This is a genomic window from Geofilum rubicundum JCM 15548 (assembly GCF_000974365.1).
Classification (GTDB): domain Bacteria; phylum Bacteroidota; class Bacteroidia; order Bacteroidales; family Marinilabiliaceae; genus Geofilum; species Geofilum rubicundum.
This window is the reverse complement of sequence record NZ_BAZW01000031.1, coordinates 1-13446: the sequence shown is the minus strand read 5'-3', so window position 1 is coordinate 13446 and position 13446 is coordinate 1. Positions and strand designations below refer to the sequence as shown.

The window sequence follows — 13446 nt, the reverse complement described above, 5'->3', positions numbered from 1 at the left end:
TCTCTCTTTAATTCGTCCCTACAACACATCTATCTCTTGATAAATTTGGCGACGCCTTGTTCCGTCTTGATGAAATAAACACCGGGGGATAGCGCGGATACGTCCAGTTGTTGTTGCACACTTGACTCAAGCCATTTCATGCCCGACATATCAAAAATCTCCACCTGGGTCGGCACCTCAAAATTGAAATGCATCACATCTGTTACCGGGTTGGGATAAAAGGGCAATTCACTGTTGGCTTCTATAGAGTTGACAGAAGTGGGCTGATCGGCCCCAAGATCCATGATCATCCATCCCATATGATCCTTCTCCATTTTAGCCAAAGAACCGGACATCTCACGCTGTTTGAACAGACTCACCTCATTTGCTCCGGATGAATAGTAACGTATGGTGGAAGCAAAAGCATTTGACTCTGTGAGCAGTCCCGCAAAAACCACCGGTTTGGTATAACTGTTGTCGTACGGCACCTTAATAGCATCAGTGGACACTTCCTCACCCGCTGCGGTCTGTCCCACGGTCACCCGATAATTGTCAATTTTACCTGATCCTGTTTCAATGGCTAAAAAATTTACCTTCTCGGCAAAACCCGAGGCGGTAACAGCTTCTTCCGATTTCAATCGCAGTTCAAACCCTGTTTCTGTTATATTCCTGACAGCCACGGTAGTGGCAAAAGAATTCCGGTTAGATACCTGTGTACAGAAAACAACCGGAATGGTTTCAAAAACTTCATCAAAAGTTACGCTTAACCAATTTTTATCCACCTCCGGAGCCTCTCCAACAACACCTTTTAATCCGCCGAAATTATAGATTCCGGCAGGCATGGCCAGCACAGAAATGTTATCTGCTTTGCTCAGTGAAGGCGCGTTCAGATAATTCCAGGGCTGCAATTTGAAGACAAAAGAGGTGGTGGATGCTGAATTTACCCGTGGTGCCATGGGTACCACATTACTAAAGGAAGGCACACCCAGAATAACCTTGGGACTGGCTGTATATTTTTTAGCAAATATGGACTGTGACCAATCGAGCGAATTAACACCAAAAACGCCGGCTTGCACATCACTCTCACCCCCGGTTTGGTAGTAAGAAACTTCATTGGAGCCTACAAATTCACCTGGCAAAGTTTCCAGACTCAATCGGTAAGTGACCGACCCCGAGGCTGCTGGATCCAGATTATCAATGAAAGACAAAACAGAAACGTCATTGCTGTAATAAATCTCTTCGTAAGGTTGATTATCCACCTTTTTCTCAAGTTTATAAGCCTTCGACAAATCACCATTGGCATCACTCCAGTTTAGGCGAATGGAATTTGTCAGCGTTAAATGACGTAACGCCAAAGTTGGATGGGTATAGTTCCATCCCGGAATAACATCCATATCTTTGTTATAGGCCATTTGCGATTTATTATTGGCATAATGCTCCCCGGCCGGGGTCAGTTCACCATTCAAGACCATCGCCCGGGCATCTTCCACCCAATTATAAATAGAGTAGCGCTCCACAAAACTGGCCGTATCCAAGACATTTAAAATGGCGATCATGTCGTTCAGCTGCTTTTGAGCATTGGCTGTAGTATATTCAGAGGGATCATCCGGCCATGTCTCATTGGTCCAGTTAGCTCCATTGTTCCATTCCGTGATCCAAATGGGTCGACCGGTACGCTCATGAATGTATTTTAAATCGTTGTACCAATTCTGGGCACTTTTGCCGCCCCAATAACAGTGAATGGCTACAAAATCCACGCGGTAATTCAACTCATCACATTTATCGATAAAGTTAAAAAGCGACCAGTTATTAAAAGGATCCGAAGTAGCCGGAGAACCCAGCCTTAGACCTGAAGTCATATATTGCGGCCATTGACTCAAGGCAGCATCAAAAGTCATATTGGCCTGATCAGGTCTGTCCGGTTCATTAAAGCCCAACAACTGACTTACATCCGTTTTTCCATTGATATCATTCCAACTTGGCCAGCCACCATGCTGCTTAATAGTGGCATATTCCAGGTTCAAAGAAGTGGAGCCTCCGATGTTCCAGTCGTAATACCAGGTTGCATTAACCATCTGATATTCATTCCAATTCCAACCGGCCCAACCTTTTTTTGTCACCCATTGGTGCTTAAACACACGTATAAAGGAGATGTTTCCATCCAGAAAATCAGGCATGACTTCGAATTCCAAATCTTCCTTGTCGGCCACAAACACCCGACTGTAACCCTTACCGTCAGAACTGGTAGCAAAGGTGGCCTGATAACCTCTTTTAAGTTTAAAGGATTTAATCGCGTTGTTAAAAGTCCCTAAATTATTATAGTAGGTATGGATGGCATATTGAGCCGACTCCCCGCCAAAATTCTCTTCGGTATAAACCGTTAAGGGTCTGAAAGAATTGGCATGCGGCATTAAAACCGTTCCGTGGGCATAAATGGCGATACGGCCATTGGTTCCATTTTCAAAAGCAACCCCATTGACCTGAATATGATCCAGATGGTTGTCAGACACCAAGGAAGGTTTGATGTTCTCAAAAAACACCCAGGCATCCTGATGATTCAGGGAGACTACAACGCCGTCGTCAATGGGATTATCGGCAGAAGTAATGTGTAATTCATAGGCCGCGTCCAGACTCCGGTTCCCGGAAAGGGTACTGACCGTTTCAACGACTTGGGCTTGCATGGCGGTTGAACCCATCAGCCAAACGACCATGGCCAACATCCATTTCTTAAGTGATAACCTTAGTATCGGTTTTTGCATAACTTTGATTTTAACGTATTAATATTATAATAGTTGCCCTATGGCCATCGACCAATAATTGTTGAGCAACAGAATTTCATTAGCGTTATACAAAATTAACATCGCCCATGCATACGCTCTGTTTCAAAAATGAAATTCACTAGCATAAATTCTAAAAAGGCTCGCTTAATAGCACATTCAAAACCGGATTAAACGAAACCGGTTAAACCATCCATCCCAAATAAATCCATTTGACAGCCCTTATTAATGGCCCCTTCCAAACCACTTGTCGAATAATTGGCATAGATTTTAATTTTTGAAACAATGCTTCACCCGGGCATTGGTTAATTTTAACATTTGTAAGAAACTAATTATTGATTGTAGTAACCTAACAAATACACGCATGCAATTTTTACGATTTTCGGTTATTTTTGGACTGGGACTGATGCTGGGATGGCCCACGGCTCAAGCACAGACGCCTGCCAGCGCACTGGAGTTGCACTACACTTTTGAAGCGGTCAACAACTCAGAGATACAGGATGCCTCCAACAACAACCATGAGGGCCAGATAAACGGTCAGGCTGCTTTGGTGAATGCCTTTGATGGCAAAGGCCTTCAAATGGTGAACAAAGAAGATTACATCCAAGCACCTGAGAACATTTCCACCAACCTCAGTTCCTTCACCTTTGCCACATGGGTAAAGTTGGATGCTCTGAAAGGCTCCACCCGATTTTTCGATTGGGGAAACGGTGCCGATGGCACCAATAATTTTGTGGCTTTCATTCCCAGCTATGGTGGGGACAACAGAATGATGGCACTGCGCTTCAAACCTTCATCGGGCTCAACGGAGATGGTTTTTTCCAACAAAAGATGCCCGGTGGGCTCCTGGGCGCACATTGCTGTCACCTTCGAGTGGGATGAAGCCAGCAGCAAAGGCTCCGCCATCTTTTACATCAACGGTCAGGAAGCAGGCGGCGGAAGTGCGATTTCCTCCAATCCAGCCGTTTTCCTGGGGCAAACGTCAGACAATTACTTCGGTTACTCCCGATTTGCGTCTGAAACCAATGGTTTCAACGGCATTGTGGATGAGATTCGCCTATACAACCGGGCACTCACTTCTACAGAAATCAACGAAATATCCGGACTTGACAGTCCGATGGCCGATCTGATCGTAAAATACGACTTTTCGGATACCGATGCCAGCCTGGTCAGGGATGCCTCCATGTATCAATTGCAAGGCTCCCTGAAAAACGAGGCGAGCATTCAAACCATTGGCACGTCCGAAACAGGCATTTACAACGTCCTTAGTCTGGGCAACAACCAGGGTTACTTCGATATGGGCGCCCCGCTGGGTAACCTGCTGGTACAAATGGAAGATTACACGGTATCGGCTTACTTTAGGGTGGATGAAGACTATGCGAACCTGCATCAGAACGGAAACTTCCTGTGGAATTTTTCCAATTCGACCAATGCAGCCACCGATCAGAACGGCTACATCATTGGCAGTCTGGGACGACAATCCCTAAGCATTACCCCCGGCTACTACACCCAAGCCTCCGGCAACCAGGCCGTAGGCTATTCAAAACCGGCCCTAAAGGGCAACTGGCACCACATGGCCTACACGCAGCAGGGGAATACAGGTACGATCTATATCGACGGGGTGCCCATGGCTACTTCAACCATTACCCACACCCCGGCCTCGGCGCTTGTGAAAAGTGGCCTGACCGGAACGCCTTACAACTGGATTGGCCGCTCTTGCTACACGGGCGATGTTTATTTGCGTAACACGCAGGTTTACGATTTCAGAGTTTACCGCAGAGCACTGACCGGCGATGAAATAAAGACTTCCGAATTGGATGTGGAAAGAAACATTGCACGTTTGGAAAGAGCGGTCAAGGCCTATGAGGGGACTGGTAAAACGGCAGAGTCTCAGCCACATGAACCCCGCTTGAGGCCACAGGCCACGCGTCTGATTGTCAATGAAACCGATGGCTCCTTCCAACCAACCGCACTGCCGGAAATAAAGGATCTGACTTTTTCGACCGGGAGCATGCATATCAACCTGATGGACGGTACCGTTAGCACCTTCACCCTTGAATCGGTTGACCGGCTGGTGTTTGCCTCTCAGACCACACCGGTTACGCGAATACCGATAGCCAATAACATGCGCATCTACCCCAACCCGACCTCGGATGTCATTTATTTTGAAGCGCTTCCGGACGACCCAGCCCAAATCGATGTTTATTCAATGAGCGGACATTTGGTCATGACGGAAATGATTCACCCGCAAAAGAAATCCATGAAGATAAGCCATTTACCGACAGGCATTTACATCCTGAAAATCGGTGGCCACACCATCAAATTTCAAAAGAGATAGTCTTTTAACACAGAACATAACCATCATTTATTGAAAGAAACTCATGAAGCGCACATTTTTTACATATATAGGACTCCTGCTGGTAGTGGCGATTTTTGCATCCGAAACCACACTTAATATATTCAGAACCGACAAAACGGTTCAACGCTTCCGCGTTGAATCGATTGCACGTGTTTTCACCAACGACAATGACAGTCTACTGAAAATTGAAAGAATAGACGGGGAACTTGTTGCTGTTCCGATTGCTGAAATCGACAGCATGACCTACTCGGAAGGGGATTATGCCTTACCAACTGTCTCTACCGTTTCGGTCAATAACAACATTGAATCGAACCAAACGGATTGCACCATTGAGGTGACAGATGATGCGACTGCCTTATTCTGGAAAGAGGTGTGGTATGGTCCACTTCTCAGAATCCAACCATTGCGGATAGTAAGTTTTCTGCCGGACTGTCGACCGGTGAATTCTATGGACGACTGACGGATCTGGACCCTGAACAGACCTATTATGTGAGGGGTTATGCCACCAACTGTATGGGAACGGCTTATGGCAATACCAGACTGCTGGAGCCCATGACCGGTAATGTCACCTATACACTGGCTGTGGATCCGGCTGTGCATCCGGATTACTATGAATTGATCAAAACAGCCCTTGACAGTGCCTGTTACTATTACAATAAATACACGACTTTTGAAGCCAATATCTACGTCTATTACAACGCCGGCATTCCAACCGCTCAGGCCAGTTACAGAGGCAGCATAGGCTATGGTCCCAATACCACTTACATGTGGGTGGGCACCACCATGCATGAAATGGCCCACTATTTTGGCTCGGGTACTACGCAAGCCTGGAAAGACCTGATGGTTGGAGGTGTATGGCAGGGACCGGTAGCACAGGCCTTGTGTCAGGAGTTAACAGGCGCCACCCTGAGAGGTGATAACAACAACAACCCCATTCATTATTGGCCCACCGGCATCAATTACCGCTCGGAGGTCAGCACTGTTCAGGATTTAATTGACCATGCCAGAATTGTTCAGGCCATGATTGTGGATGATGCAGGCATACCCGCTAAGTAAATCAACCCAAGGACAAAAAAAGCCAAACAGAAAAACCATAAATAATTAAAACATACGAACAATGAACAAAGTCAAAACGGTTATTGCAGCAGCGCTTATAATGGGGCTGTTGGTAGTGCCTCATCTGGAGGCAGGTGCCAACAATGTGAGGGAGAAGGATTATGTAGCCTACCTGTTTTCCTATTTCACAGGTAATACCGGGGATGAAGAGGCCGTTCGTTATGCCATCAGCGCAGACGGATTTAATTACTTGACACTGAACGACAACGAGCCGGTGATTGACTCCAGGGAAATCAGCTCGACAGGTGGGGTGCGTGACCCACATATTTTGCGGGGGGAAGATGGCGGAACTTTTTATATGGTGCTGACCGACATGGTATCGGCCAGGGGCTGGAGCTCTAACCGCGCCATGGTACTGCTCAAATCAACGGACCTGGTCAACTGGAGTTCTTCCGTCATCAACATCCAGGAAAAATACGACCATCAGGAGGACCTCCTCAGAGTCTGGGCCCCCCAAACCATCTTCGACAAGGAAGAAGGCAAATACATGGTTTACTGGTCGATGAAGCATGGCGACGGACCCGACATTATTTACTATGCCTATGCCAACGCAGATTTTACCGATCTGGAAGGTAAGCCCAAGCAGCTTTTCTTCCCTGAATCGGGCAGATCCTGCATCGACGGGGATATTGTTTTAAAGGACAGCCTTTATTATATGTTTTACAAGACCGAGGGGCATGGCAATGGCATTAAACTGGCGACCACTGCCTCACTCACATCCGGCAAGTGGCAGGAGTATGATGACTACAAACAGCAAACCACTCAGGCCGTGGAAGGATCGTCCCTGTTCCGACTCATTAATTCCGACACCTATATTCTGATGTACGATATGTACATGGCGGGCAAATATCAGTTTACCGAGAGTACCGACCTGAAAGAATTCACGGTCATCGACCATGAAATTTCTATGGACTTTCATCCACGCCACGGCTCCATCATTCCCATCACACGGAAGGAGTTGATGCGACTGACCGATAAGTGGGGACATCCCGAAGGTTTTCCGGCCATCCCCAACAACCCGGTGCTGGAGGGCTACTTTGCGGATCCGGAGATTATTTACTCCGAAAAACATGGTAAATACTTCCTCTACCCCACCAGTGATGGTTACCATGGCTGGTCGGGCACCTACTTCAAAACCTTTTCATCCGAAGATTTGGTGACCTGGGAAGAGGAAGCGGTAATTCTGGATCTGAAAAAAGATGTGGAATGGGCCGACAGAAATGCCTGGGCACCTTGTGCCATCGAGGTCAGGAAAGGCAAGAAATACAAGTATTACTATTATTTCACAGCGGCTCAAAAAATTGGCGTGGCCGTGGCCGATCATCCGGCCGGACCCTTTACGGACTCAGGTAAGCCCCTCATCAATTTCAAGCCCGAGGGTGTGAATCGCGGTCAGGAAATTGATCCCGACATTTTCATCGATCCCAAAAGCAAAAAGCCTTATCTCTATTGGGGAAATGGCTACTTAGCGGCGGTGGAATTAGAAAAGAACATGACCGAGATTAAACCCAATACGGAAGTCGTGATGACCCCTTCCGACAATACCTTCCGTGAAGGCGTTGAGGTATTTTACCGCAATGGTCTCTACTATTTTCTGTGGTCAGAAAATGACACCCGTGATGAAGATTACCGCGTACGCTATGGAACCTCCACATCACCCACCGGTCCTATTGACATTCCGGAGAACAACCTGATTTTGTCCAAGCGCCCCGAAAAAGGCATCTATGGAACCGGTCACAACTCAGTCATTCAAGTGCCCGGCAAGGATGAGTGGTACATTGTTTACCACCGCTTTAGCCGTCCTAACGGCATAAAAATGGGCTCAGATGCCGGCTTCCACCGCGAAGTGGCCATCGACAAAATGGATTTTAACAGTGATGGCAGCATTAAAGTTGTTGAACCTACCATCTAAGGCACACTGTTTGATATTAAAAAAAAACATATCCACATGAAACGAGCCAGTAGCTATTTCTCTCACCAAAGAGATGGATTCTCTTGGCGAGTTCCCTGTGACCGTAATAAAAAAACATATCCATATGAAACGGCTTCTATTTACCTTCGCATTCCTCGGCATCATTGCCCTGGCCAACGGCCAGGATCCCGATGTCTTAAAAAGTGATGCCATTATGGCTGAAAGCATCGATGATTTTGCTTCCGCTGCACAATTGTACGAGTCGGCCATGGCGCCTATGAAGCGGCCGACCGCTTTGATACGGCCAGTGTTTACAGGGCTGGGGTTAATTATCACCGAATCAAGGAGTACCAAAAGGCGTTGACCTTTTTCGAAAAACTGGAAGCACAGGATATGGGATCGGCCGATCTCTTCCTGAGTATGAGCGACAGCTATGCCGGACTCAATCAATTCGACAAAAGCAGTGATGCGCTTTTGAAGGTTGTAGCGTCCTATCCGGAGGAGAAAAACACGGCTTATCGTAAATTGGTCACCGTCAGTTTTAACGGACGTGATTTTGCCAATGCCGTTAAATATGCCGATGAAACCCTGGAGGTCGCCCCCGGCGACACCCATGTACTCTTCATTAAAATGATGGCTTTTGCCCAGCAGAGCAAAATCAATGAAGCCCTTGCAACCGGTGAGCAATTGCTGGCCATTGATCCGGATCACCAAAGGGCAACGGAACAAATGGGCCTCATTCTAAGCAAGGTGACGGACGCCGAGTACGACCGGGAAAAACGACGTTACGAAGCCATGAGTAACCCTACGCGGGTAGATTACTCCAACACCACCAAAAAACTGGCTGCTATTAGCACAAAGTACAACAAGGCCATCCCCTATCTTGAAAAAGCCCTGGCCATTAACCCCAACAACACCGCGGTAAAGAATGCGCTGGAGAATGCGCAGAGGAGGTTGAGGGAGTAGGATAGGAAGGGTTGATGGGGTAAGAAGTAGATAGGGTTGCGATTCTGATCCATTGGGACTTCAGCTGAGGCAAGAGATCCCATAGCACTGGAGTTGATGGGGTTGACCAGCTCAAAAATTGAAGAAAAGGACTTAAGGCGGGATGAATTCCGCTTTAAGTCCTTTTCTTATTCTATATACAACGGTTCAGAATAAATATCCCTTTAAAACAACGCCTTAAGCCTATTCGGGTCCCAATTTTTTAATTAATGATACGGGATGGCCGTCTTTGGAAAGGCCGTTTACTTCGATTCGGATGTCTTTGGAGACATCGGACTGGAAGAAGGATACGCTGGCCTTACCTTGTGAATCGGTCTTGACTGAGGGGAACCAGGCCAGGGTGTTTCGGCGATCGGGGAGTATGGAATCTGACTCCTTGCCTTCATACTGCACATGGTAGAAGGTTTTATCGAGGCTATAGCCTGAATGGTGACATTGGCGATGCCCTTGGTGTATTTTCGGGTGTACATGCCGGTGCCTTTATAGGTATAAATGGAAATGACCGCTACAGGTGCAGAATTGAGCTCCATGGAAGTCTCCAAATCCCGCATATCACCGGCTAAGGCTGCCAGACCATTGTCCCTTAATTCGGCTTCAGAGCTGTTGTAATTGAAGGCATTTTCAGGCACTAAATCGTCGGAGGTGTTTTGCAAAGCATAGAAAAGGGCGCGACTATAAAGCTGGCTTTGGTTGGCATCCGGAATCAGCAATTCAACCGATTCGACGATCTCCGGATCCATCGATATTAATTCGTCGATTTGGTACAAACTCAACATTTTAGACAATACCCCCCGCTCATTGGAAGCACCGACGATGCGACCGTCCACATAAATAAAAAAACGATGGGCCCTTTCATTTTCCAACTTGAACTGCACGGAGGCCGCATCTGAATGGTACATGTTGTCGTTGACCATTCCGCCGAAACTTCCCCCACTCACGTACTCCGTGGAGGACTGGCGCACATCCACATATAGGCCGGGGCAAGCATCCATCATAAGGCTCATCAATCCAAAATGCCAGGGCTTTTCATCGACCAGCTGACTCAGTTGCCGGTCACTGACTGCGGCCTCAGGTTCGCCATACAGCTCGGTCATTTTTTCTTTGTTTGATTGCAGGCGCTCAACGGCCACCGTCACCTCATTCAAGGTGACATCGGTCGATATTTCCAGCTGATCTTCTACCTGATAGGATATACCCTCCACCAAATATTCCCTGATAAGGCTATCTGTTGTCACACCTGAATCCTGTATGGGATTCATATCATACGTGGTATCGTAGCTATCATCATACAAACGGGTGTATGCCCCCGAGCCGCTGTTTTGCATATTGGTGGTCAGGGCGATGTCATAATCCACGGGATTTCTCCGTTTGTTCTTGGTCTGTATGACCGCTTTCAAAGGCCCCTTAAAGTCCTTTAACAAAAAGGTAAAGCGACCGTCTTCTCCAATATCCGTAAAAAAGAGCTGGGAATAATCACTTGAAATCAGCGTCACCTCGGTGGTAGGTGGAGCCGGTTTATCGGAACCGGAACGGTACACCGTTCCGGTCACATACAGTCCCGGGTCTTCCAAATGCGTGGGTATAGCCAGGCTATCCACCAAAATCTCATCCCAATTGTATCGACGCCAGCCATTGGTCATCAAAACCAAATTTCTTTTGACGGCCGCCATGCGGGAATTTTCAAAGAAAATAGATGGGTCCCCTCTATAACCGGGCAAATCGGAGGACAAGGCCAGATATCTGGCTAAATCCTCAGATGCATAAATGTCATCCGGAATGCGGTGGGCATCGGTAACCGACACGGCCAAATCAGAGATCACCGCTTGGCCCGCTTTATCCACGGTCTCAAAGGCGATCTCCACTTTCTGGCGGGCTTTTCCCGTCAGCTCATCCACCTGAACATTCAAAGCTACCTGTGGTTCCTCATGTATATAGACCAAACGTTCGCAGACAGGGACTCCTCCCCGACTAAACAGAGTCAGCTGCGCAATCCCCGCCGTAAAAGAAGCCTTTTCCAGTCTAAAAACAACCGGTTGGTCTTCAACCGTACCATGGATCCCCGCCTTGGGCACTCCTCTTTGAACGCCCAGCAAATAAAAGGGCAGGGCAGCATCCGTTTCTGAAGTGCCGTTAATGGTTACCATTAAGTCGCCACTTCCATGGTCATCCTCCACGCTCAAAGTCAGGCCCCCACTTTGTGCCTCCGGTAAGGCAAATTTATGCAGCGCCCCATCAGGGGTATTGACTTCCGCAAAATACGATCGGCCGGCTTCAGGGACAAAAGCCAGGATGCCTCTTTGTCCCCACAGCGGCGTAAATGAACTGACCAGCTTCCCCTGATCGTCCACCACATTACCAAACCATCCGCCATTGCTGAATCCGACCCCTTCAAACGCCATGCGACAAGGCAATCCCTCAACCACCTGTCCGCCTTCGGGATAAAAATTTAGAACGAAGGGGACTTCACCGACCGGACTAGCCCCTTTCTCCGTTTCTGAAGGTTCTAAGCCGCCTTGTGGCGACTCAGCCTCATTTTCTGTCATTTCCTCCTGACCAACGATGCTGATACCTTTACTGAAGTAAAAAGCACTGCCGGCGTTGCGCATCCAATTGGTATAGGCCATTAAAAGATAATGGCCGCCTTTCATCTTTTCATTGATAAACAAAGCTCCCTCTGCTCTCCCTTTATCCAACTTAAAAGCATGTTTGGCCGCAATGCCTCCGTCGGGTTTCACCAATTCCACGTAAAGCACCTCTTCGGTCTGATTGAGCCGATGCGAAGCAGCCTCCATTAAAAAGGCACTGAACCAGACATTCTCGCCCGCCACATATACCGGCCTGTCGGTCTGCACAAACAGTTTCTCTTGTCGATAAACTATTTGGTGAGCCGACAGTTTTCGAATAATGTCATGGTGCCACTCACTGGTGGAGGGGATAAACGAAAGAAGCAAACAACTCAATAAAACGAAAAGGAATGGACGAAGGGAAAAGGAAGCTGGCATAAAATGGGGGTTTAAAAGATGATTATTTGAGTGATTTAAAAAAAGGTCAGAGAATGGAATAAATCCTGTATCTCTGACCTTGTTTGTATGTAATCGACATAAAGACGATCAGATTATTCTGCGACGTAGCGATACATTTCAGAGGCGGCCAACAAGAAAGCACCCACCCCAAAATTGGAGGTAGAGTTGACATCCACCACCTGTCCGGGAATGGCGCGTTCGCCAATGGGTTGCACGTAACCCAGCTTGCCATTTTCCTGAACGGCAATGTTGGTTAAATAATTCCAGGCATTAAGAGCGACTGGCAAATAGCTTTCCTCATCCAATAAACCATTGTTGATACCCCACAAATAACCATAAGTAAAGAAGGCAGTTCCGCTGGTTTCATAGCCAGGAGCGTGTTCCGGATCCAGCAGACTGCGGGTCCAGTAACCCCCCTCTTGCTGAGCTTCAGCCAGGGTTTGCGCCATTTTCCGGTAGATTTCCAGATACTCGGCCCGGTGCTCATGATCTTCGGGTAAATCAGCCAGCACCTTGGCCAGACCGGCAAATACCCAGCCATCACCACGTGCCCAAAAATCTTTTTGGCCATTCAGACTTTTATGTTGGGGATATACATACTTGCCATCGCGGAAAAACAGACCTGTTTCCTCATCGTACATAATGGACTTGGCAAAAGTGAAATACGCGTGTAGCTTGTCGAGGTACAGTTCATCACCGGTCACTTTATACAATTTGGTCATTACCGGCATCACCATATAAAGACCATCGGCCCACCACCAGTAGTCCACCGAATCGGTAGCCATCTGGTATTCCATCACCTCAATGGCCCGTTCAATCATTTGCTCATCCCCCTTAATATTATAAATATCAATGTAGGTCTGGAAACAAATTTGCCAATCGCCAAACAACACATAGTCGTGCGACTCCCCATAACTGTATTTCCATTCACTGCGATCATCCGACCGGGCACCCTCCCATTGATTGCGCTCCGACCAGGCAATGGAATAGTCCAGCCATTCTTCATTACCCGTAACAAAATAGGCCTCCATATTACCGGTATGATAGGCAGCATTGTCCCAAAAAGCACGTCCGTGCTCAGGATGCTCACTTTGCCAATGGTCATTAACCCTGGTCATTACCTCAATAACCGCCTCAGGCTCCGGCAAATTCTCCTTGCCCTTTGCACAACCCACAGTAGCCATCATCATCAACGAGGCCAAACCTGTAGCAGAAAATACACTCTTCTTCATAACTTATATAATTAATTAATTTAAATTCTCACCCTAATAACCC

The 13446-nt window shown here is 47.4% G+C and carries 9 protein-coding genes; 6 read left to right on the top strand and 3 right to left on the bottom strand.

Annotated elements, in window-relative coordinates:
- Nucleotides 1–29 precede the first annotated feature (29 nt).
- A complete protein-coding gene (locus JCM15548_RS13230; RefSeq protein WP_083985140.1) occupies nt 30–2738 on the bottom strand; it encodes a glycosyl hydrolase in 2709 nt (902 codons plus the stop codon).
- A 382-nt stretch (nt 2739–3120) separates the two neighbouring features.
- Here JCM15548_RS13230 and JCM15548_RS13225 point away from each other — a divergent pair, with 382 nt between their 5' ends.
- From JCM15548_RS13225 to JCM15548_RS13200, 6 genes are all read left to right on the top strand, one after another.
- Nucleotides 3121–5094 carry a T9SS type A sorting domain-containing protein gene (locus JCM15548_RS13225; RefSeq protein ID WP_062126240.1) on the top strand — a complete coding sequence of 658 codons (1974 nt, stop codon included), beginning with the start codon at nt 3121–3123 and terminating at the stop codon, nt 5092–5094.
- 43 nt (nt 5095–5137) lie between these two features.
- A complete protein-coding gene (locus JCM15548_RS13220) occupies nt 5138–5575 on the top strand; it encodes a hypothetical protein (protein WP_062126237.1) in 438 nt (145 codons plus the stop codon).
- On the top strand, nt 5488–6171 hold the full coding sequence (locus JCM15548_RS13215; RefSeq protein WP_162198241.1) for a hypothetical protein: 684 nt from the start codon (nt 5488–5490) through the stop codon (nt 6169–6171). Before JCM15548_RS13220 ends, JCM15548_RS13215 begins: the two co-directional genes overlap by 88 nt.
- 61 nt (nt 6172–6232) lie before the next feature.
- Entirely contained in the window at nt 6233–8143 is a 1911-nt protein-coding gene (locus tag JCM15548_RS13210) for a glycoside hydrolase family 43 protein (protein WP_157482751.1), read from the top strand.
- Between the two features lie 124 nt (nt 8144–8267).
- Entirely contained in the window at nt 8268–8507 is a 240-nt protein-coding gene (locus JCM15548_RS13205; protein ID WP_062126230.1) for a hypothetical protein, read from the top strand.
- Nucleotides 8504–9109, top strand: coding sequence for a tetratricopeptide repeat protein (locus tag JCM15548_RS13200; protein WP_062126227.1), 606 nt, complete (start codon nt 8504–8506; stop codon nt 9107–9109). The genes JCM15548_RS13205 and JCM15548_RS13200 overlap by 4 nt, the downstream gene beginning before the upstream one ends.
- Nucleotides 9110–9390: 281 nt before the next feature.
- Here JCM15548_RS13200 and JCM15548_RS13195 read toward each other — a convergent pair whose 3' ends face one another.
- Nucleotides 9391–12150, bottom strand: coding sequence for an MG2 domain-containing protein (locus tag JCM15548_RS13195; RefSeq protein WP_062126223.1), 2760 nt, complete (start codon nt 12148–12150; stop codon nt 9391–9393).
- Between the two features lie 113 nt (nt 12151–12263).
- A complete protein-coding gene (locus JCM15548_RS13190; protein WP_062126220.1) occupies nt 12264–13403 on the bottom strand; it encodes a glycoside hydrolase family 88/105 protein in 1140 nt (379 codons plus the stop codon).
- Between the last annotated feature and the right edge of the window lie 43 nt (nt 13404–13446).